The sequence below is a fragment of the Legionella longbeachae genome, from assembly GCF_004283175.1.
Lineage (GTDB): Bacteria > Pseudomonadota > Gammaproteobacteria > Legionellales > Legionellaceae > Legionella > Legionella longbeachae.
Genome location: NZ_RXNW01000014.1, coordinates 68,451 through 93,741, shown reverse-complemented (window position 1 = coordinate 93,741; position 25,291 = coordinate 68,451). Strand labels below are relative to the sequence as shown.

Genomic DNA, 25,291 nt, shown 5'->3' with positions numbered 1-25,291 from the left:
ATTATCTGATATCACCGCAAAAGCACCGCAGCATGACTCAAACTTGCAATTCTAACCCCAAATGCCACCAACACCCCACCCATGATTTTTACAATGTAAAATTGCATACGATTTAAATTTGCTTTGATATATTGATGCGTCAGCATATAAGAAAGACTGGAAAACCAAATCATATGAATTAATGCAATTTCAATTCCATACGCGAGCTCACTTAGAATAGAATGTCCTGGTTTTACTACTAAAGTAAAAAATGCCAATAAAAACATGATCGCTTTAGGATTTAAAAGATTACAAAAAAATCCTTGATTAAATGCTTGCGAATTCGTAATCCCATGGACTGCGTGCCCCGAATCCAGTTTCATCATTTCTCGTTTTGCTAATAAGCCCTTAATGCCAATATATATCAAATACGCAGCGCCTAAGTATTTGATAATACTAAAAGCAAGAAGTGATTGCGCAATAACAATTGCTAAGCCCAAAATACAGTAACTTGCATGAATTAACAGGCTGGTAGAAATACCAAGGGCGGTATAAATTCCTGCTTTTCTGGAGTAAAACAAAGCATTCTTTGCCACAAGAGCAAAATCAGGACCAGGAGAAATTGCCGCCAACATGATGAGCAGGCTTATTGATAAAAATTCTTGCACAATATTTCTCCATAACAAACAATCAATAATTGTAACATAGATAGTATAAAGTAAAATCTTGTAGAAATTGGACACAGGTTTATAGTAATCTCGAAAAACAAAAAGTGTATAAGAATTCCAGACTTAAATGATAAAATTCATAATCAAAGCAATTTCGAAAATACAAGAAGCCACCGCCTATTCTCTATGTGGATTAAAAGCAGCCTTTCAAAATGAATTTGCTTTTCGCCTTGAATTACTGGCTGCTACCATTGCGTTACCGTGCGCATTTTTTTTAGGGAGCACTGCCATTGAACGCGCTTTATTAATCGGTACGCTCTTCATTATTTTAATTGCTGAACTTTTAAACTCCGCAATAGAAACGACGTTGAACCGAATTGATCTTGCCTGGAATCCTCTGACTAAAAGAGCAAAAGACATGGGTTCGGCTGCTATTCTGATTGCAATCATTAATGCAATTATTATTTGGACGATTATTATCTTTTCTCATTGAACATTGGATTTTAATGCATACCCTTGTCTCACTTATAAACTTAGATAAACATTTATGCCAAGGATATTCGCAAGGAAATCAGGTACTCCGAAACGTCGAATGTATTGATTCATATAACCCATTTCAGCAATTGTAAAGGAATTCACTTCATAACCTAAACCAATAAAAAACCGATTTTGATCAAAACCTTGACTATTGGTACCTACAAAATTATTTTTATGAAAAAAAATCTCGTCGCTGGTGACAAATGCTAATCGGCCATTATTTTTAATCGGGGCAAAAACCTTTACAAGTTCTCGGATTCGATAAGCAGTTTTGGGATTATTTTCTAGAAAACGTTGCTCCGTACGCGTTCTGCTTGTAAGCGTCAAATAGGGATAGGTTTTAACCCATAAGAGTTGCTGCCAAATTCGATTTTCTTCAAATGGGCTTGAAGAATTCGGAGGTCCTGTATAAATCCAGGCATATCCGAGCCATATACTTGTATTTTGCGTTAAGGCATAACCAAGTCCTGGCCGCAATAAAATTTGAGAATAACGACTTGAATTTGCACCTAAACGTTGTTGTCCTTCCAGCCAATATCGTAAGTGACTAAATACCTTATCGTCACTATAAAACTTACCAATTGTTGTAAGATTAAGCCAATTTTGAAAATCGCGTTCGAGGGCACATGCACTTTTAGACCAACCTACAATAACGATTAATCCTAAAAACACCATAAGTACATTGCTTCTCACCCTCATCTAGTCCCTTAACTTTGTAAAAGAAATACATTCTAATACGCGTCGCCAATATTTAAAAGATCAGTGCAAAACGTCGATAGTGAAAAACCAAGATTACCCCTAAAACCCCATTTGGTATTCTTCATCATACCCACCATCCTGCGTCATTGCTAAAAACGCTCTCACTTTATTACAAGCGTGTTCCAATTGTTCTGATTTGGCTTTTAGATGTTCCATATGAACATTATTTAATGATTTCCCAGACCACAAAGTACTTAATGAATTTCCCATATCGCATTTATTTGAAATTACAGGATCGAAATAAAGTGGGGAAAAAATGCTCATGAAAAATAATTTTAATATGCTGCTTATCACTTCCATGATATTTAGAAAATGCTGATCTTTTAAGTGCTCCATATTCGTATGTAAAAAGACATCGCTTAATTCTTTGGTTTGTTTGCACTTAAATTGAATTGCCTCCTCAACCGTATCACCTGTGAATTTTTTACTTCGAATTGCATCCAACCGACGCACAAAATTTCGACGTAGCTCTACATCATTCTTTTCTGTTGAAACATCATTTGATTTAAGCCAATTTGTCTGTCTAAAAATTTGTTCATCAAGCACGGCAAAATAATAAGCAAGAATCTCATTAAACAGTTATTTTTCATTGAGTATTTTTTTCCATTCTGATTCTGAGAGTTCTTTATAAGCATCAATGTTATTCTTTTTCAGTATTGACTGCACTGCAAAGCTTAAAATTTCATCACCAAAACGATGAGGATATTTTGACAGCATTTTTTTTGCTTTGTTGGTTATTTGTTTTGCTCTTTTATCAAAATCTATTGCCACTTCTACATAGACTTCCCACAATGGCGTTTCACTCTCCAATATTTAAATCTCACTTAGGATACATTTGTTGCAAATTTAACACAATTAAATCTTTTAAAGTTCAATATGATAATATAACTCCATATTACTCTACTCAATGTGCTGTAGCCCAAATAAATGGAACAGCATATAATTATTGTAAAAATAATTCACAAATATGAACCTTATGAGATTCATCTATTTTTTATTGATTTTTTTTCTATCATCATGGGTTTTTGCTAAAACAGAAAAAAATACTTCATTTACAAGCAGTATTCGTCCTATTCCCAAAAAGATTCAACGCCAAATGCGCCAATTTACTTGGAGGCCAGGTTGCCCAGTCACAATGAAGGACTTAGCCTATATCCGACTTTCTTATTGAGGTTTTGATAATAAAAAGCATATGGGTTCTTTAATTGTAAACAAAGAGTTAGCTTATGAAGTGGTTGCGATTTTTGAAGCTCTATTTAATCATAAATTCCCTATCCAAAGCATGCAACTCATGGATGTATTTCAAGGAGATGATAATGCTTCGATGAGGGCGAATAACACTTCTGCATTTAATTGCCGACCAGTCACCGATCGCCCTGGGGAATATTCCCAACACAGTTATGGGCGGGCAATTGATATTAATCCATTGATTAATCCTTATATAAAAGGCAAAACAATTATCCCCCCTCAAGGCGCACTTTATGCAGAACGCACCCAACCTGCCCCAGGAAAAATCACTAAAGAAAGTTTAGTATATCAGGAATTTATAAAGCACGGATGGGATTGGGCGGGTGATTGGCATGATCTTCAAGATTATCAGCACTTTGAAAAAAGAGCTCATGGTGAAAAACGTAATCCATACGGATATAAGTCATTTCAAAGGAAATAAAAAACATTGGGGATATAAAAAATTAATGAATAAAGTGTATTGCCAACAACCCCTAATAAGTAAAAGAATGAGTCTTCTGAATAAACTGGGTAATTTCTTCGAGTTGCGTTTTTGCCAGATATTCTTCTTGTTCTTTTTCGGGATCAATATTGGCAAGTTTTTGGTAAAGCTTCTCTATATTTTCATGTCGGCCTTTTCCAATAATCCTGGAGTGGCTAAAAAAATAAAATAATCCTTTTTCTGTTTTTTCTTGTCCTAATTGTTGCAATTGTTGTAATTTTTCTAAAGGTGAATTGGATTCACTTAAAATTCTAGCAATTTTTCTCATTCCAGTACTGTTCGTATTGGTAAATTTTTTTGTTAACGTTTTTCCATCGTAAATTTCTTTGGTATAAGAATGAAAACTGCCCAGCGCGTTTTTAATTTTTAAATTCTCTTGTTCTAACAAGTAAAGCACTTTTTCCAGATTGGGATAAGGGCGATCTACATCATTAATATCCACGCCACGATTTTCTTTAATTAAACGTGCAGATAAATCATAATGGGAGGCAGGCAAAGTAAATTTGGCAATTTCCTTATAAATGGCCATTCTTTTTAAGAGTATTCTTCGATTAAAGACATCGCTCCGTAAGTTTGTTTCACTGAAGAGATTATCCATAAACTTAGTTAAATTATGTTTTTTATTCAATAAATTCAGGTACTTATGATAAATCTCAAACTCATCAAAACGCCTCACTAACACGCCCCATTGATCATTAAAAATCTTATATGCATCCAATCTGGCTGGGAGGGTTATAAGAAATTTATTGACTTGATTAATAGTTGGGCGATCTCCTGGTTTAGTACTCTGTAAACGCAGCAATAGATTTTTAATATCCTTCAAAAGAAAAGGATCTACCTCAGAAACGTCGTAACCAGTGAATATGCCATCAAAACAAAACGGGGCATGGGCTAATTCTACTTGAGTCCTGGCTGAATCTTTATATTTCATGATATGTGTAGCACCAAATATCTCACCCAGTATTGCTGCTAAAGCATACATATCGGATTGATAAGTGCTTCCTTCATGCATGAGAACTTCCGGGGCCATATAACAGGGTGTTCCAGAAGATTTAAAATTATTTTGCGAATCTACATCTTCAGCCAAACCAAAATCTATAAAAATTATAAGAAAGTGATTTTTTCCGAGATTTTTATAACAAATATTTGCTGGCTTGAGATCGCGATGCACTACTCCCTTCTGTTGCAATAATAGCATCTCGCTCGCAATTCGAGCTGCAACTTCCAATCGATGGAGAAATGAATATTTATTGCTGGGGTTAAAAGGCAACAAGTTATCAAGACTGGTACCGCAATCTTCAACAACAGTAATAACTTTGTCTCCAGTACCGACAATCGCAATTACTTTTACGCCATGATTCTTTTGTTTCATTGCTTCTTTTATAGTTCTTTGCCAAAGCTGTTCATACGGAAGAATTTCATTTGCTTTTTGTATTTTAACTACATCGTTAACGGGAATAACTTGTGCTTGATAATGTTTTTTATTGGGATCGTAAGTAACGATGATTTTATGTTTTGAGCCATTAACGGAGCCAAATCCTCCTTTAGCTTTAGTTGAGTTATCAATGATGTGCCACTGATTTTTACCTGATAAAATTAGATTATGACTGAATGAAAATTTTGGGGAATGGAATGGGCTAAATTTTGATGATTTTTTTGAATGAAGAAACTTTATCCCTTCTTTTTGCTTAAATAAAAATTTAGCAACTTCTTCAGTTAGAAATAATCCACCCTTTTGATCACGCAACACTATATCAAAATCAACATACTTCATACGATTTCCACAAAACTGAAATCAAAATTGGCGCTATAGTATCAGTTTCCATCATTTAAATTCATTAAGGATGAAAAAAAACTTAAATCCACTTACGAGAACACTTGATTCAGGTTAATATAGATACTTTTCACAGTAGTTGTTCCTTAAACCGAACATGGCAAAATCAAGAGATTATACAAAACGTATTTCCTGTGTAGTTCCAGTTTTTAATGAAGAAGCAGGAATTGCTGAGTTTATTACTGCCCTGGCTGAAACCCTGAAAAACTTAAATTATGCTTATGAAATACTTCTTGTAGACGATGGGAGTAAAGACAACACCCCAGCAATTATTCAGCAGTTAAGATCTCATTTTGTTTTACGCTGTATTCGTTTTAGCCGTAATTTTGGTAAAGAAAATGCCATAAGTGCAGGCCTTGACCATGCACAAGGAGATGCTGTTATTTTGCTCGATGCCGATTTCCAACATCCCCTTGAACTTTTAAGTCAGTTCATTGCAAAATGGGAAGATGGTTATGATATGGTGTATGCTGTTCGCCAAAATCGCACAAACGAGTCATGGATAAAGAGAACTTGCGCCAAAGCATTTTACCAATTTACTTCACGAATCAACCGAATTAATATTCCTGCAAATGCTGGCGACTTTAGACTTCTTGATCGAAAAATAGTTAATGCGTTGCAAAAACTACCTGAGCGCAATCGCTTTATGAAAGGTTTATACAGTTGGGTTGGGTTTAAGCAAATCGCGATTCCTTTTGAAGTGCAACCACGTAAAACAGGTAACTCGCAATGGAACTTCTATTCTCTGCTGGATTTAGCGATTACCGGAATTACCTCATTTACTGCATTTCCCCTGCGTATGATTGCTATAGGTGGGATTAGCGTTGCCACAATCGCAATACTTTATGGCATCTGGATTATACTCAGCACCTTAATTTTCGGTAAGGAAACACCGGGATGGGCAACTATTGTTACTACTATTAGTTTCTTTGGTGGTTTGCAACTTTTTGCTTTAGGTGTGGTAGGTGAATATATAGGGCGCGTCTTTGACGAGGTCAAACACAGGCCTCACTATATTATTGATGAGGAATCAAGTTTTGACGACAATATCTCTTAGTTTGGGGCTTAGGCTAATTTATTTTTTGGGAGTTGGTGGAACAGCTGCATTAGTTCATCTTTCTGCCGTATTTATTTTGGTTAATTTCTTGTACCTACCAGCACTAATTGCCAATATATTTGCCTTTTTAATAGCATTTAATGTCAGTTATTTAGGACATAAATATTTCACCTTTTCCCAGTTACATGATGAGAAAAGATTAAGTTTACCTCATTTTTTTCTAGTCGCGGCTTCTGCAGGAGTCATAAATGAACTACTTTTCTTTTTACTTTTAGAGTATACCACACTTAATTATCTATTTGCTTTAATCCTGGTTTTGGGATTTGTTTCTATTTATAGCTTTATTATTTCACGTACTTGGGCATGTCGTTAAGGTAATGTTGAGTGGCGTGTTACCCTCGATTTAAGCATAAATCTGTCAAATACAGCCTTATGTGAATGAAGCAAGGACGTTTGCAAAATCGGTGCTATCTACTCTTTTATATCAAAATGTGCACCACTAATCACTTCAACAATTTCACGAGTAATAAGTCGACCTTTAGCCATTTCTTTGATTTTAGGTAATACCAATTCTGCTTTTTCGATTGAATCTACGAAATGCACTACTAAAGGGAGCTTGCTTCCAATATCAACTAACGATGTAGATACAATAGGAGCCTTAAACGTAAATCCAGCTACCCCACGCAATACCGTTCCACCTGCAATTCCATTTTCATCAAGCATATTTAATAATTCAAGATGTAAGGGGCGATGCTGCCATTTATCCCTTTCATTAATGTAGACAGAAATTTTTACATGGTTCATATCAAATTGCCCGAGCGAGCACTATGCCCGCAATTACTGCAAGTAGAGAAAAAAGATTATTGCAAATAAAATTTAGCGCAGCAAGAGCATAATCACTTTGCTCTATAAGTCGATACGTTTCATAACTGAAACTCGAAAACGTTGTATAAGCACCACAAAAGCCAACAGCAACAAATGATCTCCATCTGGGATCAACTTCTACACGCTCTAAAGTCCAAACAAGAAAAAAACCAAGAATGAAACTGCCTGTAATATTAACGAGAAAAGTTCCATAGGGGATATCTGCTGATAAATATTTAATAGAAAAGCGATTCACTAAATAACGTAAGTTCGCTCCAATAATCGCTCCGCATGAGATCCAAAAAATATCATTCAAGGACTTCTCCTTTTATTAATCCAGATAGCACACCCAAGATAATAATATATAAAAAAAGTGGAAGCTAATCTTCTTGATATTGGTGGGCAAGACGCACATGATATTCATGACAATCGTTTAAAAACTCATCGCTTAAAAAATAATTCAACTCCTTGCAACGGGCCGGAGCGATAACGTCTGCGGAATTAACTCCTTCTCCTGGATGACACATAATTAACGTATCTTCTTTTGCGGAACACAGCCATTTCCTGAATAAACTCCGATAATCTACATGCTCTGAAAAATCATAAATACCTGAAAAATAACGATTATGTGGTATATTGAAATTGATTAATTGCTGAGCTAAAGCTTTACCCCCAGTTAAGCGGAGCACTTTTGCTTTTAATTGATATTGAGGCAAATTAATTGATGGCCATACGGAACGAATGGCGATCCCATTGTTTTTTAACCGTTGCTCATAAAGATCTAAAATAACGTTCCTGATAACAGGAAATTGATGTACATGTTGATGGCCATCAATAAAGTCAGGTAACCGCTGCATCGTTTTCGTAAATTGCTCCAGTTGTGCTAAAAACTCTTGGGCAATAAAAGATAATTTCAATGAGTGCATATGTGATTTAATCAATAACTCACTAAGGCGCAAACATTTCCTTAGCGGATGAGCAATTAAATTGCCTTCGGTGAGATTAAAATGCAAACCAATCTTAACCTGATTCTTTAAAGATAGTAAATGTTGACCATAAGCAACAAAATCAGGCATATTGGTCATACAACTTACTGCTGATAGGCGTTTTTTGTGAACTAATTTTAAGATCCCTTCTGAAACCTCAGAATTCAAACCAAAATCATCCGCACACAACGCCACGGTTTTCAATTCTATCACGATGAATAACCAAATTATTGCAATAAAGTCATATCATATCTCATTTTTGCCCTAAAAGAGCGAATAGGTTGATTTGAATCACGCTATTCCAGATTGCTGCTTAGGGACTATTAAACGAGATCCAAGTATACTGATGCACAAACCACCAATAACCAACAATCCGGCAGCTAACTTCCAAAGTTGAAATGGCTCACCCAGTACCACAACAGAACTTACAATCGCAACAATAGGGACCAACAAAGTAAAAGGTGCAACCACTCCTACTGGATATCGGGCAATTAACCAATTCCATACCCCATAACCTATCCATGTTGAAGCAAAGACGATATAAAACAATGAAACTGTTCCTCGCCAACTCAAATTTTCGTAGGTATAGAGGAAACTGGAGGGCCCTTCAAATACCCAAGAGAGAAGAAACATCGGGATGCAAGCAATAAAACTACCCCATGCGATAATAGCCATCATATAATTACCGTTCCCTTTAATTTTTTTAGTAATGAAATTACCAAACCCCCATGTTGCTGCAGCGGCAATAATACAAAGAAATCCGACTACAGAGATATCACTATCAAAATGCATGGCTACCAAACCAATGCCAGTAAAAGCAACCAATGCGCCTATAATTTGCGCTATATTCGGTTGTTCACCTAAAAAAATTATCGCAAAAAACATACTGAAAAAAACCTGAGTTTGCATGAGTAAAGACGCCATACCTGCTGGCATCCCTGCATTCATCCCAATAAACAGAAATGCAAATTGTAAAGCAAACATTATAAAACCATACAAGGCAATAATTTTAAAAGAAGAACTAGGTAATTTGACAAAAAATATAGCAGGTACACTCGACAATAAAAAACGCAAGGCACACAACAGCAATGGTGAAATTTCTTCAAGGCTAAAGGAAACAAAAAGAAAATTTACACCCCAAATTAAAACGACTAAGAGAGCTAATAACAGATGTGTAAGAGGCATCATCATGCTCCTTAATAAAATCAATATCTTAGTCTATAAGATACAATAAAGCCATTAACATAGATTAATTTTTGATCATAATTGTGTTCAAAAAAAGTAAATATAGCACATTTAAAAAAATCAATCCTGAAGGAAATAATAAGACATCCCTAACCGTTCCATCTCCATCAATAATTCTTGGAAATTTAATTTATATTTTCATTTTGGCACGTTAAAATTGACTTTTAACTGATAAAAATAGCTCGGAGGTGTAAAGTTGCACGAACCTTAGCGCTTCAAAATCCTCCTTTTATTTTCAGCTATGTCTTGATACTTTAACGGCGAAAAATAATGAAAAAAATTGTTCTTGCAACCAGTAACGCTGGTAAAATTAAAGAGTTAAATACTTTATTAACCCCTATTGAATGCATTCCTCAGGCCACTTTGGGGATTTCAGATGCTGTAGAAAATGGCTTAAGCTTCATAGAAAATGCGCTAATCAAAGCTCGTCATGCGAGTTTGTATGCAAACGAACCTGCTTTAGCAGATGATTCAGGTTTAGTAGTACCTGCTTTAAATGGAGATCCAGGTATTTATTCTGCGCGTTATGCCGGCAGCCATGCAACCGATGTTGAAAACATCAATCTTTTATTAGAAAACATGAGTCATCTGACCAGTGAACATCGAGAAGCATGGTTTTATTGTGCGATTGCTTTAGTCCAACATGCAAAAGATCCCACACCAATCATCACAACTGGAATTTGTAAAGGATTTATTCATGATAATCCAGCGGGTGAAGGGGGTTTTGGCTATGACCCAATATTTTATCTCCCTGAATATCAATGCACGATGGCTCAATTACCTGCTAAACTTAAAAATAATATCAGTCATCGTGCACAAGCTTTAAAACAACTGCGTAACTATATTCAAAACTTATAATGAACACGTATCGGTTCAGCAGTTATATTTGAATTTTGATGAAAGGTTGATTAAGCTCAGATTCGTGAAAATATTGCAGATTGAAATCAACAAAAGATCCAATGGCTATTTTCATACAAGATGTGCGCATACAACTTTTCGAAGAATGGGGCGTGAACATATATGAATATAGAAGCACTTTTTGCGCAAGCATACAAATTCCAATATGAAGGCCAACTCCCACAAGCCATTAGCATTTATGAGCAAATATTGACCAAAGAACCCGGACATTTGAATAGCTTGCATTTTTTAGGGCTTATTTACGCTCAATTAGGGGATATGGATAATGCGATTCTATACTTATTACAAGCCCTTTCAATCAGTCCCAATGATGTCAGTTTGCTTAACAATTTAGCTAATGCCTATAAAAAAACACATCTACTGGATAAGGCTATTGAATATTATCAGCGTGCAATACAACTTGATCCAGAGTATGCACAAGCACAGAACAATCTTGCAACGGTTTATGCTATGCAAAATAATTATTCAAAAGCATTATTCCATTATACCAAAGCAGTTCATGCTGAACCCGATTTTAGTGCTGCACACTTTAATTTAGGTTTATTATTACTCCAAAACAATCAATTAGAAGCAGCAAAAACTCAATTCAATAATGTGATCTCTTTAAATCCGTTACACACAGAATCTCTTTTCTATTTAGGTGTCTTGCATTTAGAAAAAAATGATCTTTTTGAAGCTGAAAATGCTTTTCAAAATGTTTTGAAACAGGATGATAAACAAATAGAAGCCCTTTCGAATTTAGGCGTAATTGCATTAAAAAGGCATCAAAATCAATTAGCAGTTGATTTTTTCACGAGAGCATTGGCTCTAGACAACGACAATACCGAAGCGCGTAATAATCTGGCTGCAACATTCATGCATCACGACCGTTTTGAAAATGCTCTCATGCATTATGATGTTTTACTACAAAAAGATCCTGATAACCTTGAATATTTATACAATTCAGGTGTGGCTCAAATGGCATTAGGACATTTGAATGAAGCAATTCTTCATTTTGAGCATATTACGCGGTTAGAAAGCAAGCATACTTCCACATTAAATAATTTGGCCGCAATTTATATTAAAATGGACCAGAAAGAAAAGGCACAAGAATATTTGGAACGCGCTTTAGAGATTAATCCTAAAGATACAATCAGCGCTCATATGCTCCATGCCATAAAAGGGGATAGACATGCACAAACTACCCCTGAATATGCTCATAACTTATTTAATAATTACGCACTGTATTACGATCAACATATGAAAGGCGCCCTTCATTACTCGGTGCCTCAACATATTGCACGTACAATCCACCAGCTGGAATTACCAATCAATATTCATACCCTGGACCTCGGATGCGGAACGGGGTTAACTGGCATTGTGCTCCGCGAAGTGAGCAAATATTTAGTAGGGGTCGATATTGCAGCAAAAATGTTGGCTCAGGCTAAGGAAAAAGAAATTTATGATAATTTATTCGAGTCAGAAATAAATCAATTTCTTTTGCAAAACAAAAATTTTTATGATTTGATTGTGGCTGCTGACGTCCTTCCCTATTTCGGAGAACTTGAGGCCTTATTTCATTCCATTCATTTACACCTAAAACGCCAAGGTTATTTTATTTTTACTGCAGAAATAAGCACTTCTACTCATTGGCACCTCGAAACAAGCGCTCGTTTTAGCCATCATCCTGATTATATAGCTCAGTTAGCTAAGCAAAATAACTTTCATTTACTAAAACAGGAAAAAATTCCAGCACGAAAACAAAATAATCAACCTCTTGAAGTCATGCTGTACGTATTAAAAAATGCTACTTGGCTCAATTGAACAATTCGCCAGCTAACCATCTCTTCCAAAGACTTCTAGTTGCAAAACAGACACACACCGTGATTAATACGGTATCAATAATTATGAATTAATTGCAAAATAATAAAAATGCTGTAACAAATTTAAAAACTGGCCACATGAATGAATATCAAATTAAATGGTATGTTTTTATGGGAATTTTCTTATTGTTTCTAGGGCGTTGCCTAGACTTCGTCACGGTAAATTTGGCCCTTATCACGCATAAATCTGATGCCATTTTAGTGGCTATTCCAATATACGTTATTTTATTAGCTTTTTTTGTAGGCAAACCAATTGAGCGCCTAGGGCTTTTGCACATCTCTTTATTTGGCGTGGTATTAACCTGTTTTTCAGTGTTCGTGCAGATATTTTATTTCGGTAATATGTCCATCACTCAAATAGCATTTTCATTTATCTGCCTTAGCTGTATGTGGAGCTTAGGAAGTACATTGTCCATGATCGTCAATAATTTTGAGAAATCGCGAGTAAGTTTGCTTTAATAGCAGCAAGTTTATGTACACAATTTAATCATTGCTTTATAATAAAAAGCTACTCTTTATTGTCGAGGTAGTATGATAACTCGCAATCTTGCCCGATTTTTGTGTACAGATGATGCTGTAACCACTAAAGTTGATGACATTCTGGATACTACATTAGCAAATGTATATGTAAAAGATAAAAAAGGACTCTATTTGGACTGCAACCATAACATGTCCTCTGCTATTAAGATGCAAATAGATGATGTCAAAGGTAAAATAGACACCGACTTGATGTGGAGGGAACAAGGTCCCTTACTTATGAGAAATGATGCACAGATTATCGAACAAAACAAAGTGAAAACATTCATAGAGCCAGTCCAACTCGATACAGGCCCACTCTACTACCTAAGTCGTAAAGCACCGTTACGCTCGCGAGATGGAAAGCTCATAGGCATTGTAGGAATCTCCTTTCAAATTGATAGTGATATTTCATTGCTTACTGCTTTACAAGAGACCATTCCATTTATGACACCAAGCACTATTGAAAATGTACCATTACCAATTCGAAACTTAAACAATCAACTTACTGCGAAACAAATTGATTGCCTCTATCATTTGGTAAAAGGGTTAACCATAAAACAAATTGGTCAAAAATTGAATTTATCGCCAAGAACAGTTGAAGATCATCTTAATGCCGCCAAGAATAAACTTCATTGCCATAATCGAGCAGAATTAATTGCAGCTGCATTACAGATACCTCTTATTCGCAACCAGTTGTAACACATAACATCTCACTAATCCCAAATCGAGCATGAACCAAAAGGATTTGGATTCAAATCGCGTAAAAAGTTCATTTTCTATAGAATCAAACTCACTTCCCATTAATAAATGGATACTTGGGAATGCCCCTTTTTATTACGTTGTTTCAATAGACTTTCTTACTAATTTGCAAAAATTATAAACATTAATATAAAAGATGTGCCTATAATTCAACAATGTGGAACAAATTATAACTATCACTTAAAAGGGATACTTGATAGATGAACCATAGTCTACCTTTAGTTACAACTCTGGCAACGGCTCTGGGTTTAGCTTTGGTGATGGGACTCATTGCTATAAAACTTAAGCTTCCAGCATTAGTAGGATATTTATTAGCGGGTATAATAATTGGTCCATTTACTCCAGGATTTGTAGCAAATCCACACATCGCCGCAGAACTTGCTGAAATAGGCATAATCTTATTAATGTTTGGTGTTGGTCTTCACTTTTCTTTAGATAACTTGCTTGAAACCCGAAAAATTGCTTTGCCTGGTGCATTACTCCAGATTATTGTTACAACCTTTCTTGGGGTAGGTGTTGCTACCTGCTGGGGCTGGAATCTAATAAGTTCCATCGTTTTTGGTCTTGCCTTATCTGTTGCCAGTACTGTGGTATTAATAAGAGCGTTGGAAGATCAAAAAATGTTACATTCTATTAATGGGCAAATTGCAGTTGGATGGTTAATTGTTGAAGACATTGCAATGATAATTGCACTTTTACTTTTGCCCCTTATGGCGTATTGGTTAGATAACACAGTTGCAGGAAATGAAAGTAACAATTTATGGTTTATCTTGGGAGGTGTACTATTTAAATTCTCATCTTTTATTGTTGTCATGCTCCTTATTGGCCGTTGGATACTCCCTAAATTACTTTGGCAAATTGCACGTACGGGCTCAAGAGAACTCTTTACTTTGTGTGTCATTGCGGCTGCAGTTAGTATTGCTTTTGGAGCATCAAAATTATTTGGGCTCTCCTTATCTCTGGGTGCATTTTTCTCGGGAATGATTATCCAAGAATCAAAATTTAGCCGCAGGGCTGCAGAAGAATCCCTCCCATTGCGGGATGCTTTTGCCGTTTTATTTTTTGTGTCGGTAGGAATGTTATTTAATCCATACATTTTTATTGAACATCCGGTGCGAGTGCTTATTATTGTCAGCATTATTATTGTTGGAAAATCTCTTTCCGCAATGTTATTGGTACTTGTTTTTCGTTATCCATTAAATACTGCCCTAACGGTTGCAGCAAGCTTGGCCCAAATCGGGGAGTTTTCATTTATTCTCTCTGCCTACGCTGTACAATTAAACTTACTATCCATAGAGGGACAAGATCTAATTCTTGCCGGCGCTTTAATTTCTATTGCTCTAAATCCTTTCTTATTTAAAGCTATCAAACCATTGCAATCCTGGATATGCGCCAAGTCCCCCGGGGCTCGTAGTTTTGAACTTGTTGAAGATCCTTTAATGGAGCTATCGAGCACTGAAGATGAAAAATATCTATCAGGCCATGTAGTTCTGGTTGGATATAATCAGCTTGGAAAGCTTATTGGAACTTTATTAACCAATCAAGAGATACACTATGTAGTCATTGATCAAAATCGTGAGCTAATAGAACAATTGAGAGAGTATAAAATAGCTGCAGTATTTGGAAATAGCACCGATCCTTCTGTACTGATTCAAGCACATATTGCACAAGCAGGAATGCTCATTGTGACAACCTTTGATGTTTTTGATATCAGGAAGACATTAAAGGAAGCCCAACAATTAAATCCAGCAATTGAACTAGTCATTAGGGCACAAAATGAAGAAGAAAAAAACCTTTTAAATCAAGACATTAAAGGAACATTTTTTTTCAGTGAAGTGGAATTAGCTCAAAGTATTAGCCAACATGTATTAGATCGATATGGAATAGAGGAATCAAAAACTGATTGATACTCTTGCAAATCCAAAGATATATTGAAGCGTATTATGACTCCTAAGAAGTTTACTACGTTCATTGACGAGAAAAGACTAAAATTTGGATGTAATGGCGTCAACTTAAGTAAAACTGCTCCCTGTTCGGGCTAAACGTACTTAAGTTGGCGTCATTAATCAAACATCCTTGGCAAAAGGACTACAGCATCATTAAAATGGTAACTCCAATGTAGCATCCAACCGTTTCATTTGTGCCCTAAATAACCGTTTTATTTGCTCCAAATAATTTTCATCATCTGCTTCAAAACGGGCAACAAGACAAGGAGTAGTATTCGATGCTCGTAACAATCCCCATCCATTTTCAAATTCAACGCGTAAGCCATCGATTGAAATAATGCGTGCTGTTGAGAAATCTGCCATTCCACTAAATCGTTCCATAAACTGAAACTTCTCTTCATCAGCAATAGCAATCTTTAATTCCGGAGTATTTATACTATTAGGAATTGATGCAAACTGATCGCTCACGCTCATATCTGATGCACTTATAATCTCTAACAAACGACAAGCACTATACAACGCGTCATCAAATCCATACCAGCGATCTTTAAAGAACAAATGACCACTCATCTCACCCGCTAGAACAGCTTGTTCCTTCTTCATTACATGTTTAACTATAGAATGACCCGTAGGGCACATTTTAGGTATACCGCCTGCTTCCTTGATTACTGATTCTAAATGGCTGGAGCATTTAACATCAAAAACTATCGTAGCACCTGGAAGTCTATCTAACAATTCACGTGAATAAAGCATCATGAGACGATCAGGCCAGATCATTTCCCCTTTATTGGTCACTAAACCCAATCGATCGGCATCACCGTCAAATGCTAAACCTACATCAGCCTGATGACTTGCCACTGCAGCTTTTAAATCCTCTAAATTTGCCTCAATGGTGGGATCAGGGTGATGATTAGGGAAACGACCATCCACATCACAGTATAAAGCAATAACATCACATCCTAATTCTCGAAGTACTTGCGGAATTACGGGACCCGCAACCCCATTCCCACAATCAACCACAACTTTTAATGGGCGGTTAATTTTTATATCACTCATTATTCGTTGTTTATAGGCAGGTAGAATATCAAACGCACTCTCGTGACCATGCCCCAAAACGCGTTCACCCTTCGCCACTAAACGATACAAAATATCGATGTCTTCCTGCATTAAGGTTTTTCCAGATAAAACCATTTTAATGCCATTATAATTGGCTGGATTATGGCTGCCCGTCACCATCAACCCACAATCAATTTCTTGAGTAGATACGGCAAAATACATCACCGGAGTAGCAACTTCGCCCAAATCAAATACGTCAATGCCACTATCCAGTAACCCTTGTTTCAAGGCCGAAGCCATTGCTAAACTGGTAAGGCGTCCATCACGTGCCAGGAAAATTTGTTGTTTTTTTAAATCATGTAAATAACAGGCTATTGCCAATCCAATACTATAAAAAGAATGTTCATCCAATTCCTCTCCGATAATGCCTCTAATATCATAAGCACGAAACACCGACCGAGAAATTGGCTTTTGCTGATAGTTCATCTTAATGCCTCCCTGAGCTTCCAAATCCACCTTCACCTCTATCACTTTCCGTAAAATCATCCACTATTTCAAAAGAAGCTTGCACAACAGGTATAAAAACTAATTGCGCAATACGCTCCCCAGGATTTATTGTAAAATGTTCGACACCTCTATTCCAACAGGAGATCTTAAGTTCACCTTGGTAGTCTGAATCAATTAATCCCACCAAATTTCCTAAAACAATGCCATTTTTATGGCCTAAACCCGAACGAGGTAAAATAACCGCCGCAAGTTTAGGATCAGCAATATAAATCGAAATGCCTGTAGGCAGTAATACTGTTTCTTGAGGAGCAATTTGGATAGGTTCGTTAATGCAAACCCGCAAATCCAAACCTGCCGAACCCTGGGTTGCATACGCAGGTAAAGGAATAGTATCACCTATTCTTGAATCAAGAATCTTTAATTGAATCGCTTGTGTCATCATTTTTCCCATTAATTTTGATGCGCCTCATTTTGCAGAGTTGCGGCAAGGATTGCAATAATTTGACCTGCTAACCGTGTTTTATGGGTTAACGATAATTCGATTTGTTTGCTTTTTGTAATGACAGTTACTTGATTCACTTCACTATCAAATCCAATTCCTTTTCCGACTGAATTTGCTACTATCATATCCAGTTTCTTACGTTGCAATTTTTCTAAAGCATAGGGTATAACATTTGTAGTCTCTGCTGCAAATCCCACAACGAAAGATGCTTTAGCCGATTCAGCAACTTGACTTAAAATATCAGGGTTTTTCATTAACTTAAGCATTAACTCATCCTGATTTTTTTTCTTAATTTTTTCAAGTGCTGGTGACTCAACCCTGTAATCAGCAACAGCTGCTGTTCCTATAAATATTCCCCCCTGCGGCATTTCTTGCATTACTGCATTCAACATTTCTTGAGCAGATTCAACAGAAATCTTTTGAATGTTAGTCGAGACATTTAATGTACTTGGCCCACTAATTAAAGTAACTTGAGCTCCAGCCATTGCTGCAGCTTCTGCCATGGCATATCCCATTTTACCCGAACTATAATTACTTATATAACGTACTGGATCTATAGATTCACGTGTAGGTCCTGCAGTAATTACTACTTTTTTACCGGAGAGTAATCGATGCACTTCATGTAAACGTATGGCATTGATAATTTGTTCTGCCTCACTGACACGCCCCATACCATACTCACCACAAGCCTGGGAACCTTCTTCGGGCCCAACAAAAATAACCCCTCTGTCTTGCAAGATCTTACAGTTTGCCTGAGTCGCCGGATGAGCCCACATGCTCCGATTCATAGCAGGACAAACGATAATAGGGGTTTCTGCAACAAGATACAAAGTAGAAAGCAAATCATCTGCGATTCCTTGTGTTAATTTAGCCAGGCAATTTGCAGAAGCAGGAGCTATAACCAGACATTCAGCCCAACGCGCTAATTCAATATGCCCCATGGCACGCTCAGCCTGAGCATCAAATAAATCAGTGCGCACTTCATTACCCGATAATGCCTGCATCAATAAAGGACTCACAAATTCATGTGCCGAGCGAGTCATCACGACTTTAACATCGGCACCCACTCGAGTTAGCTCTCTCACGAGAAACGCCGATTTATATGCACCGACACCGCCACAAACCCCGAGAAGAATTTTTCTACCAATAAAATCTTGCATAACGAACCTTTTTTGATAAGAATAGCACCGATCAAAGCATAAACTTCGCAATAAAGGAATAGAAAATGACAGTCGTCCAAACAGGGTAGTTCGATCTACGTGAAAAATTACTTACTCATGGCTCGCAGAGCCTTTCAGATATAGAGTTACTTGCTATTTTTATCAATGCAGACAATAAAAAAAACTCCTGCATGCAGTTAGCATGCGACCTTCTCGCTCATTTAGGTGATTTACGTGCCATCCTTAATGCAGACACACAAAGTTTCAAACAGGTAAAAGGATTAGGAGAAGCTCAGTATGTCCAGTTACAAGCGGTAAAAGAAATATGCCGACGTAGTGATTTTATTCAAATCCAAAAGGAAAACCAAATTACTAATAGCAAACAAACATATGTCTATTTAAAAAAACGTTTACGTGATTATAAAAATGAAACATTTGTTGCATTGTTTCTAGATAATCAACACCGCATTATTGCTTATGATGAACTTTTCTCCGGAACCATTAATACCGCAACGATTCACCCAAGGCCAATCATAGAGCGAGTTCTTAGACTTAATGCTGCGGCATTAATACTTGCGCACAATCACCCATCAGGTGTATCTGATCCCAGCCCCCAAGATATAGCAGTAACGGAGCGCATGCGTGAAGCGTTAGAGTTAGTTGATGTGCGATTGTTGGATCATATCATTATTGGAGATAATGAAGTTTATTCCATCATTGCGGAAGCTAAATGGATTTGTCATGAGCAATTAGCTCTTTATAACTGAAAAAGATAGATAGAATGAAACAGCAATTTTGAATAACCCACTCTTGCTATTTCATGATCAAAAATTTTATACTTCGGGCAATTAATAGAACCAATGAGTTGACCACAATGCCTTTTTCCACAAAATTAATCGCAGATTACGTTGAAATGATTAACGGTGAACTAGAGCGTATTCCTGTAGAACAACCCGCTGAATTTAAATTCATTACTGAAGAATTACAAGATATGATCAGCTGGTCGTTCTTGAAGGGATTACGAAACTGTTTTTTTACATCCCCTTCAAAACCAGATCTTCCTCATGCAACTCAAGAACAACTTAATTATATAAGCTACTGTTTGAACACCCCGCAAGACTTTGTAAAATCAAGTGCAGATTATGCTGAATATAAAAAAATTCTTACCCAGAGAATTACTGCCAAAATAAATGAATTTCAATCCATGGATAGAAAGGCAAAATGGGAATACATCCAATATCGAAAGGAATGCGATATTGAACTGTCACACAATATACCCTTATAAAAGACTGTCTCTCAGGCACAAGTTAAAAAACTTGGGGAAAAGTCTGGTTTCAGTCTAATTGCCCTATGCTCTTAAAAAATCAAACGAAATAACTTGTGCTATTTCAGATTTTTTTAGAGCCAAAGCCAAGAGCCTATCGACTCCTAAAGCCACACCACTGCACGAAGGTAACCCATGCTCCAAAGCGTTTAAAAGGTATTGATCCGCTTCAGCGGCGCGAAGCCCTTTTTGATTGCGCAGGTGCTGATCCAGGACAAAACGCTTTTTCTGAGCAGCAGCATCGGTTAACTCATGAAACCCATTCGCTAATTCCACCCCTTGATAATACACTTCAAAACGTTCAGCAACGCCATTATTAATTTTGGCTAAAGCAGCTTGTGAGCTCGGAAAATCATATAAAGCAACAGGAACACTCTCCTTAGCTAAAAAAGGCTCGACTACATGGCTCATCAGTAAAAATAAATACTGATCTTTATCTTCTTCATTCGCAGGCAGCACTTTGTCTAAATTAAAATAGACTAATACTTGGCGAAGTTCATCCACTGTTGCACAAAAAGGATCAATATGACACGCCTCAAGAAAAGCGTGCTGATAGGTTTTCTTAAGCATAGGCCTAGATTCCAAGATCATTTGTAAGAATAAATCCATTTCTCCAATCAAAGTATGGTGATCAATTCCCAATTGATACCACTCTAATAAAGTAAACTCTGGATTATGCCAACGACCTAATTCATCATCGCGAAATACGCGTGCAATTTGAAAAATGGGACCGCTACCCGCTGCAAGAAGACGTTTCATATGGTATTCAGGAGAGGTTTGTAAGTAATAGGTTTCACCTCGAAATAGCGCTTCGATATTACTTAAGTAAACATCTGTTGTACCGTAACGCGCCATTATAGGAGTCTCTACCTCCCAATAACCACGCTCCGTGAAAAAATAACGTATTTTTTTTAATAATTCAGCACGTTGACGTAACAATTCAATGGATGCAGAGGGTTTCCACATTAGTAAAAAATTCCCAATTCAAGACGCGCTGCTTCAGTCATCCGTTCTTGGGACCAAGGTGGCTCCCAAACTAATTCAACCGTACAATCGCTAACCCCTTCCACTTGATTGACTGCTTGCTCTACAGTTCCTGGAAAAGTTTGCGCAACCGGACATCCAGGAGTAGTTAACGTCATTTGAATTAAGACATGGGCATTATCGTCTATAGATACATCATAAATTAGGCCCAAATCATATATATTAACAGGGATTTCTGGATCATAAACACCTCGAAGGGCATTGATAATGGCCTCTTTCAATAACTCAGAATCCTGTTTTTTCTTAAAACCAAACATAAACGTACCTATTTTTGTAGCCTGGATGAAGGCTAATTCGTAACCAGTATCCTAAATAACGCCATTCACTATTTCTATTCTGTTTTTACCACATTGCTTTCTTTATTTAATGCGGCTTCCAACGTATGCCAAGCCAAAGTAGCGCACTTTACGCGTGCCGGATAAGCTTTAACTCCAGCAAGCACCGTCAATTTATCCATATACTGTAACTGGCTTTCTTCATTTTGAGTCAGCATATGGTGAAAGCGATGAAACATTTCATGGGCTTCTGTCACTGTTTTTCCCTTCAAAGAATCAGTCATCAAAGAAGCGGAGGCTTGTGATATCGCACAACCACATCCTAAAAAGCTCAATTCAGCAATCGAATCATTTTCAATCTTGACATAAACGGTTAATTTATCGCCACACAAAGGATTAAAGCCATTGGCTTGATGCGTTGCATCCTGCATTGTATAGTGATGGCGAGGATTACGATTATGATCGATAATAATTTCCTGATATAACTCTCGCAATTCAGCACTCATGCAAATACCTCTTTAACGCGATGCAATGCCTGTACACATGAATCAATTTCATTGATTGTATTATAAAATGATAAAGAAATACGTGAGGTAGCAGCAACATTGTAAAAGTCCATCAATGGCATAGCGCAATGATGGCCACTGCGTAAAGCAATCCCTTCACTATCTAAAATAGTACCAATATCATGGGCATGAATTGTTCCATGCACAAAAGAAATAATGGGCACCTTATGTTGCGCTGTACCAATGATATTAAATCCACTTACTGACTCAACAGCAGCAGTTGCGTAGTTCAATAACTGTGCTTCATAAGCAGCAATTGCATCTAAATCTAACGATCCTAAATAATCAATAGCAGCACCCAAGCCTATTACGCCAGCTATATTAGGGGTGCCTGCCTCAAACTTCTGCGGGAGTGGCGCATATTCTGTTGCCTCGAAAGTGACATAATTAATCATCTCCCCTCCCCCTTGATAGGGTGACATTGCATCCAGAATTTCTTCTTTACCCCACAATATGCCTATGCCTGTTGGACCATACATTTTATGGCCTGAAAAGGCATAAAAATCACAACCCAAATCTTGCACATCAACAGGTAAATGAGCCGTGGCTTGGGCACCATCTAATAAAACCTTTGCACCATACTCATGAGCCATCTCAATCATTTTTTTCACTGGGTTAATCGTGCCTAATGCATTGGAAGCATAATTGATTGCCACAAGCTTAGTATTCTTATTTAATTTTTTAGCAAACTCATCCAATAAGATTTCACCCTCAAGCGAAATAGGTGCTACCTGTAATTTTGCACCCGTTTTTTTGCATACCATTTGCCAAGGTACAATATTTGAATGATGCTCCATATGTGTGATTAATATTTCCTCATCAGGCAAAATACGTGGTGCAACCAAACTTTGGGCAACAAGGTTAATTGCCTCTGTTGTCCCACGGACAAAAATACACTCTCGTGGTGAATAAGCATTAATAAAACGCTTCACTTTTGAACGAACAGCTTCATAAAGTTCAGTAGCTCTGACACTTAAAGCATGAACACCACGATGTACGTTGGCATTATCCTGTTCGTAATAACGAGACATGGCCTCGATTACAACCTTAGGCTTTTGTGTTGTTGCTGCATTATCAAAATAAATTAAATCAAAATCATTCACTTTTTGATTAAGTATAGGGAAATCTCTACGAATTGCCTCAATATCCAAAGCGTCCATTAGCCTTACCCCAACTGTTTCGTTAATAAATGCCCCATATAGGCCGCCAACTCACGGTGCGGAACAAGCCGTAAATTATCACTAGCAAAGGCATGGATTAAATAATGTGATGCTTCAAGTCGATCAATGCCACGGGTTGCTAAATAAAACAATGCTTCTTCATCAAGTTGTCCAACTGTAGCGCCATGGGAACATAATACATCATCAGCAAAAATTTCCAACTGTGGCTTGGTATCCACCTCTGCATTTACGGAAAGTAACAGGTTTTTATTTTGTTGTATGGCATCAGTATGTTGGGCATCTTTGGCAACGAATACCTTACCATTAAATACAGCACGTGAGCGTCCCGTTAAAATACCCTTATAATCTTGTTCACTTCTGCAATTAGGCACTAAATGTTGTACTGTAGTGTGGTGATCTACATGTTGTCCTTCTGTAGGCGCATAAATGCCATTCATCAAGGAGTATGTCTTTTCTTCCTGTAAATCCAGACTGACATCTGAACGAACCCATTGCCCGCCTAAGCTTAATGAATGATTAGCAAATTCACTGCCTGCTAATTGTTTTACTGCCACATGCCCCACGTGATACGCAGATTTACTTTCGCGTTGTATCTTATAGTGGGTTAATTGAGCATTAGCGCCAACTAAAATTTCAGTAACTGTATTCGTTAAATAACTTCCATCAGGTAAGCCTTGATAATCTTCGATTACAGTAGCTCGGCTGTTTGCCTCAGCAATAATAACATGGCGCAAATAAACCGCTTGATTCATGCGTGTTTGTACATGAGTTAATGCAATAGGCTCTTCAAGAACTACTCCCTTGGGGATATAAATCATCACGCCACAATGAATCATTGCAGTATTCAAATAATGAAAGCCATGCTCTTGTTTTAAAATATTTCCCAGGTAAGGCTCAAGTAATTCAGGATGCTGAATGATTGCAGCTGATAATGGAAGAACGATGACTCCCTTGGGTAAAACGCTTGTAAGCCTATCGTCACTGAAATAAGACCCATTTTGGAGCAATATTTTTTGCGTGATTGGCAAATCAAACTCCAGGTCATAATGCGAAGGCTTCGCTACTGATTCCAAATTGCTTACAGGCAAAAAAGATTGGTTTAATAAACCATCAACACTGGTGTATTTCCAATCCTCATCATGGCGGGTCGGAAAACCACGACGATGTAAATCCCTCAATGCTTTAGTTTGCAAATGTGCAAGCCAAGGCAAAGAGGATAAACTTGTTTTTGCTTGTTGTTGGTAAAAATCCAAAATCTCGCTCATCACTGCACCGTTTCCTCAAGCCAGCTGTACCCTTTTTTCTCTAATTCAAGAGCAAGGGATTTATCGCCTGAAAGAATAATACGCCCATTAACCAACACATGAATAAAGTCCGGTTCAATGTAATCAAGTAAGCGTTGATAATGGGTCACTAAAATAATGGAGCGCTCAGGAGATCGCATCGCATTAACACCATGAGAAATAATACGCAATGCATCAATATCTAAACCTGAATCTGTTTCATCGAGAATTGCAAGCTTAGGCTCTAGGGCTGCCATCTGTAAAATTTCATTACGCTTTTTTTCTCCTCCTGAGAATCCTTCATTGATACTACGGTATAAAAAACTCTCATCCATTTCGAGCAACTGGCATTTTTCACGAATGAACGTTAAAAATTCAATAGCATCAAGTGTATTTTTCCCTTGGCCTTTACGCACCGCATTCACAGAAGCTTTAAGAAAATTAATGTTGGTCACTCCAGGTATTTCTACCGGATATTGAAAAGATAGAAAAACTCCGGCACGCGCTCTTTCTTCTGGAGACAAAGGATTCAGGTCTTGTTCCAAATAGGAAATCTCACCATCAGTGACTTGATAAGAAGGATGACCAGCTAAAACTTTAGATAAGGTACTTTTACCAGAACCATTCGGGCCCATAATTGCATGAACTTCACCAGCATTCACTTGAAGATCAATACCCTTTAAAATGGCTTGTCCATTCACCGAAACATTTAAGTCTTTAATTTTTAACAT

27 protein-coding genes and 1 pseudogene are annotated in these 25,291 nt (G+C 37.1%); 10 read left to right on the top strand and 18 right to left on the bottom strand.

Annotated features, from left to right (window positions below):
- Positions 1-11 precede the first annotated feature (11 nt).
- Entirely contained in the window at positions 12-647 is a 636-nt protein-coding gene (locus EKG34_RS14270) for a LysE family transporter (protein ID WP_003634715.1), read from the bottom strand.
- A 127-nt stretch (positions 648-774) separates the two neighbouring features.
- On the opposite strand from EKG34_RS14270, the gene EKG34_RS14265 reads away from it, so the two are divergent.
- Positions 775-1,140 (top strand): diacylglycerol kinase, encoded by a 366-nt coding sequence (locus tag EKG34_RS14265; RefSeq protein ID WP_003634712.1) that lies wholly within the window; start codon positions 775-777, stop codon positions 1,138-1,140.
- 32 nt (positions 1,141-1,172) lie between these two features.
- Here the strand turns inward: EKG34_RS14265 and EKG34_RS14260 are convergent, their stop codons facing one another.
- From EKG34_RS14260 to EKG34_RS14250, 3 genes are all read right to left on the bottom strand, one after another.
- Positions 1,173-1,883, bottom strand: coding sequence for a DUF2490 domain-containing protein (locus tag EKG34_RS14260; protein WP_012979468.1), 711 nt, complete (start codon positions 1,881-1,883; stop codon positions 1,173-1,175).
- A gap of 99 nt (positions 1,884-1,982) precedes the next feature.
- Positions 1,983-2,489, bottom strand: a complete 507-nt coding sequence (locus tag EKG34_RS14255) for a hypothetical protein (RefSeq protein ID WP_003634708.1) — start codon at positions 2,487-2,489, stop codon at positions 1,983-1,985.
- A 33-nt stretch (positions 2,490-2,522) separates the two neighbouring features.
- On the bottom strand, positions 2,523-2,735 hold the full coding sequence (locus tag EKG34_RS14250; RefSeq protein ID WP_105223251.1) for a hypothetical protein: 213 nt from the start codon (positions 2,733-2,735) through the stop codon (positions 2,523-2,525).
- A 400-nt stretch (positions 2,736-3,135) separates the two neighbouring features.
- Between EKG34_RS14250 and EKG34_RS14245 the strand changes: the two genes are divergently transcribed.
- The gene (locus tag EKG34_RS14245; RefSeq protein WP_003634701.1) at positions 3,136-3,612 is read left to right on the top strand and encodes a M15 family metallopeptidase; all 477 of its coding nucleotides are present in this window, start codon (positions 3,136-3,138) and stop codon (positions 3,610-3,612) included.
- A gap of 52 nt (positions 3,613-3,664) precedes the next feature.
- On the opposite strand, the gene EKG34_RS14240 is transcribed toward EKG34_RS14245, so the two are convergent.
- Positions 3,665-5,446: a protein kinase domain-containing protein gene (locus EKG34_RS14240; RefSeq protein WP_003634699.1), complete on the bottom strand. Its 1,782-nt coding sequence runs from the start codon at positions 5,444-5,446 to the stop codon at positions 3,665-3,667.
- 157 nt (positions 5,447-5,603) lie between these two features.
- Here EKG34_RS14240 and EKG34_RS14235 point away from each other — a divergent pair, with 157 nt between their 5' ends.
- Entirely contained in the window at positions 5,604-6,563 is a 960-nt protein-coding gene (locus EKG34_RS14235; RefSeq protein ID WP_003634698.1) for a glycosyltransferase family 2 protein, read from the top strand.
- Positions 6,529-6,936, top strand: coding sequence for a GtrA family protein (locus EKG34_RS14230; RefSeq protein ID WP_012979469.1), 408 nt, complete (start codon positions 6,529-6,531; stop codon positions 6,934-6,936). Before EKG34_RS14235 ends, EKG34_RS14230 begins: the two co-directional genes overlap by 35 nt.
- 98 nt (positions 6,937-7,034) lie before the next feature.
- Here the strand turns inward: EKG34_RS14230 and EKG34_RS14225 are convergent, their stop codons facing one another.
- The 4 genes from EKG34_RS14225 to EKG34_RS14210 form a co-directional block, all read right to left on the bottom strand.
- Entirely contained in the window at positions 7,035-7,367 is a 333-nt protein-coding gene (locus EKG34_RS14225; RefSeq protein ID WP_003634694.1) for a DUF190 domain-containing protein, read from the bottom strand.
- A gap of 1 nt (position 7,368) precedes the next feature.
- Positions 7,369-7,743 carry a fluoride efflux transporter CrcB gene (crcB, locus tag EKG34_RS14220; RefSeq protein ID WP_003634692.1) on the bottom strand — a complete coding sequence of 125 codons (375 nt, stop codon included), beginning with the start codon at positions 7,741-7,743 and terminating at the stop codon, positions 7,369-7,371.
- Positions 7,744-7,807: 64 nt separating this feature from the next.
- The gene (locus tag EKG34_RS14215) at positions 7,808-8,626 is read right to left on the bottom strand and encodes a ChbG/HpnK family deacetylase (RefSeq protein WP_012979470.1); all 819 of its coding nucleotides are present in this window, start codon (positions 8,624-8,626) and stop codon (positions 7,808-7,810) included.
- Positions 8,627-8,704: 78 nt separating this feature from the next.
- Complete coding sequence (locus tag EKG34_RS14210; RefSeq protein WP_012979471.1) at positions 8,705-9,598, bottom strand: EamA family transporter; 894 nt, start codon at positions 9,596-9,598, stop codon at positions 8,705-8,707.
- 330 nt (positions 9,599-9,928) lie between these two features.
- On the opposite strand from EKG34_RS14210, the gene rdgB reads away from it, so the two are divergent.
- The 4 genes from rdgB to EKG34_RS14190 all read left to right on the top strand — a co-directional run bounded on the left by rdgB (position 9,929) and on the right by EKG34_RS14190 (position 15,623).
- Positions 9,929-10,516 carry an RdgB/HAM1 family non-canonical purine NTP pyrophosphatase gene (gene rdgB, locus EKG34_RS14205; RefSeq protein WP_003634685.1) on the top strand — a complete coding sequence of 196 codons (588 nt, stop codon included), beginning with the start codon at positions 9,929-9,931 and terminating at the stop codon, positions 10,514-10,516.
- A 162-nt stretch (positions 10,517-10,678) separates the two neighbouring features.
- The gene (locus EKG34_RS14200; RefSeq protein ID WP_003634682.1) at positions 10,679-12,379 is read left to right on the top strand and encodes a tetratricopeptide repeat protein; all 1,701 of its coding nucleotides are present in this window, start codon (positions 10,679-10,681) and stop codon (positions 12,377-12,379) included.
- 590 nt (positions 12,380-12,969) lie between these two features.
- The gene (locus tag EKG34_RS14195) at positions 12,970-13,656 is read left to right on the top strand and encodes a helix-turn-helix transcriptional regulator (protein WP_003634678.1); all 687 of its coding nucleotides are present in this window, start codon (positions 12,970-12,972) and stop codon (positions 13,654-13,656) included.
- A gap of 260 nt (positions 13,657-13,916) precedes the next feature.
- Entirely contained in the window at positions 13,917-15,623 is a 1,707-nt protein-coding gene (locus EKG34_RS14190) for a cation:proton antiporter (protein WP_003634674.1), read from the top strand.
- Between the two features lie 192 nt (positions 15,624-15,815).
- On the opposite strand, the gene EKG34_RS14185 is transcribed toward EKG34_RS14190, so the two are convergent.
- The 3 genes from EKG34_RS14185 to coaBC are packed head-to-tail and all read right to left on the bottom strand — an operon-like array spanning position 15,816 to position 18,887.
- Entirely contained in the window at positions 15,816-17,204 is a 1,389-nt protein-coding gene (locus EKG34_RS14185) for a phosphomannomutase/phosphoglucomutase (RefSeq protein WP_003634672.1), read from the bottom strand.
- 1 nt (position 17,205) lies between these two features.
- Complete coding sequence (gene dut, locus EKG34_RS14180) at positions 17,206-17,664, bottom strand: dUTP diphosphatase (RefSeq protein ID WP_012979473.1); 459 nt, start codon at positions 17,662-17,664, stop codon at positions 17,206-17,208.
- Between the two features lie 11 nt (positions 17,665-17,675).
- Positions 17,676-18,887, bottom strand: coding sequence for a bifunctional phosphopantothenoylcysteine decarboxylase/phosphopantothenate--cysteine ligase CoaBC (coaBC, locus tag EKG34_RS14175; RefSeq protein ID WP_003634669.1), 1,212 nt, complete (start codon positions 18,885-18,887; stop codon positions 17,676-17,678).
- 92 nt (positions 18,888-18,979) lie between these two features.
- On the opposite strand from coaBC, the pseudogene radC reads away from it, so the two are divergent.
- Positions 18,980-19,654 (top strand): annotated as a pseudogene (radC, locus tag EKG34_RS14170) (RadC family protein); the annotation flags it as partial.
- A gap of 107 nt (positions 19,655-19,761) precedes the next feature.
- Complete coding sequence (locus EKG34_RS14165) at positions 19,762-20,172, top strand: hypothetical protein (RefSeq protein WP_003634665.1); 411 nt, start codon at positions 19,762-19,764, stop codon at positions 20,170-20,172.
- Positions 20,173-20,235: 63 nt separating this feature from the next.
- Here EKG34_RS14165 and epmA read toward each other — a convergent pair whose 3' ends face one another.
- The 6 genes from epmA to sufC form a co-directional block, all read right to left on the bottom strand.
- Positions 20,236-21,177, bottom strand: coding sequence for an elongation factor P--(R)-beta-lysine ligase (gene epmA, locus EKG34_RS14160; protein WP_003634663.1), 942 nt, complete (start codon positions 21,175-21,177; stop codon positions 20,236-20,238).
- The gene (locus EKG34_RS14155) at positions 21,177-21,512 is read right to left on the bottom strand and encodes an SUF system Fe-S cluster assembly protein (protein ID WP_003634662.1); all 336 of its coding nucleotides are present in this window, start codon (positions 21,510-21,512) and stop codon (positions 21,177-21,179) included. The genes epmA and EKG34_RS14155 overlap by 1 nt, the downstream gene beginning before the upstream one ends.
- A gap of 74 nt (positions 21,513-21,586) precedes the next feature.
- On the bottom strand, positions 21,587-22,036 hold the full coding sequence (gene sufU, locus EKG34_RS14150) for a Fe-S cluster assembly sulfur transfer protein SufU (protein ID WP_003634660.1): 450 nt from the start codon (positions 22,034-22,036) through the stop codon (positions 21,587-21,589).
- Positions 22,033-23,256 (bottom strand): aminotransferase class V-fold PLP-dependent enzyme, encoded by a 1,224-nt coding sequence (locus EKG34_RS14145; protein ID WP_003634658.1) that lies wholly within the window; start codon positions 23,254-23,256, stop codon positions 22,033-22,035. Before EKG34_RS14145 ends, sufU begins: the two co-directional genes overlap by 4 nt.
- A 5-nt stretch (positions 23,257-23,261) precedes the next feature.
- Positions 23,262-24,542, bottom strand: coding sequence for a Fe-S cluster assembly protein SufD (sufD, locus tag EKG34_RS14140; RefSeq protein ID WP_003634656.1), 1,281 nt, complete (start codon positions 24,540-24,542; stop codon positions 23,262-23,264).
- Positions 24,542-25,291, bottom strand: a complete 750-nt coding sequence (gene sufC / locus EKG34_RS14135; protein ID WP_003634654.1) for a Fe-S cluster assembly ATPase SufC — start codon at positions 25,289-25,291, stop codon at positions 24,542-24,544. The genes sufD and sufC overlap by 1 nt, the downstream gene beginning before the upstream one ends.

Bases quoted from the DNA above. Each gene is read 5' to 3' on its own strand.
- EKG34_RS14200 (WP_003634682.1), top strand. From the start codon at position 10,679: ATGAATATAGAAGCACTTTTTGCGCAAGCATACAAATTCCAATATGAA.
- EKG34_RS14245 (WP_003634701.1), top strand. From the start codon at position 3,136: ATGGGTTCTTTAATTGTAAACAAAGAGTTAGCTTATGAAGTGGTTGCG.
- EKG34_RS14145 (WP_003634658.1), bottom strand. From the start codon at position 23,256: ATGGACGCTTTGGATATTGAGGCAATTCGTAGAGATTTCCCTATACTT.
- EKG34_RS14225 (WP_003634694.1), bottom strand. From the start codon at position 7,367: ATGAACCATGTAAAAATTTCTGTCTACATTAATGAAAGGGATAAATGG.
- EKG34_RS14210 (WP_012979471.1), bottom strand. From the start codon at position 9,598: ATGCCTCTTACACATCTGTTATTAGCTCTCTTAGTCGTTTTAATTTGG.
- EKG34_RS14155 (WP_003634662.1), bottom strand. From the start codon at position 21,512: ATGTTTGGTTTTAAGAAAAAACAGGATTCTGAGTTATTGAAAGAGGCC.
- EKG34_RS14265 (WP_003634712.1), top strand. From the start codon at position 775: ATGATAAAATTCATAATCAAAGCAATTTCGAAAATACAAGAAGCCACC.
- EKG34_RS14185 (WP_003634672.1), bottom strand. From the start codon at position 17,204: ATGAACTATCAGCAAAAGCCAATTTCTCGGTCGGTGTTTCGTGCTTAT.
- EKG34_RS14190 (WP_003634674.1), top strand. From the start codon at position 13,917: ATGAACCATAGTCTACCTTTAGTTACAACTCTGGCAACGGCTCTGGGT.
- EKG34_RS14165 (WP_003634665.1), top strand. From the start codon at position 19,762: ATGCCTTTTTCCACAAAATTAATCGCAGATTACGTTGAAATGATTAAC.
- sufU (WP_003634660.1), bottom strand. From the start codon at position 22,036: ATGAGTGCTGAATTGCGAGAGTTATATCAGGAAATTATTATCGATCAT.
- sufC (WP_003634654.1), bottom strand. From the start codon at position 25,291: ATGTTAAAAATTAAAGACTTAAATGTTTCGGTGAATGGACAAGCCATT.
- dut (WP_012979473.1), bottom strand. From the start codon at position 17,664: ATGACACAAGCGATTCAATTAAAGATTCTTGATTCAAGAATAGGTGAT.
- EKG34_RS14235 (WP_003634698.1), top strand. From the start codon at position 5,604: ATGGCAAAATCAAGAGATTATACAAAACGTATTTCCTGTGTAGTTCCA.
- coaBC (WP_003634669.1), bottom strand. From the start codon at position 18,887: ATGCAAGATTTTATTGGTAGAAAAATTCTTCTCGGGGTTTGTGGCGGT.
- rdgB (WP_003634685.1), top strand. From the start codon at position 9,929: ATGAAAAAAATTGTTCTTGCAACCAGTAACGCTGGTAAAATTAAAGAG.
- EKG34_RS14240 (WP_003634699.1), bottom strand. From the start codon at position 5,446: ATGAAGTATGTTGATTTTGATATAGTGTTGCGTGATCAAAAGGGTGGA.
- EKG34_RS14195 (WP_003634678.1), top strand. From the start codon at position 12,970: ATGATAACTCGCAATCTTGCCCGATTTTTGTGTACAGATGATGCTGTA.
- epmA (WP_003634663.1), bottom strand. From the start codon at position 21,177: ATGTGGAAACCCTCTGCATCCATTGAATTGTTACGTCAACGTGCTGAA.
- EKG34_RS14260 (WP_012979468.1), bottom strand. From the start codon at position 1,883: ATGAGGGTGAGAAGCAATGTACTTATGGTGTTTTTAGGATTAATCGTT.
- EKG34_RS14230 (WP_012979469.1), top strand. From the start codon at position 6,529: ATGAGGAATCAAGTTTTGACGACAATATCTCTTAGTTTGGGGCTTAGG.
- sufD (WP_003634656.1), bottom strand. From the start codon at position 24,542: ATGAGCGAGATTTTGGATTTTTACCAACAACAAGCAAAAACAAGTTTA.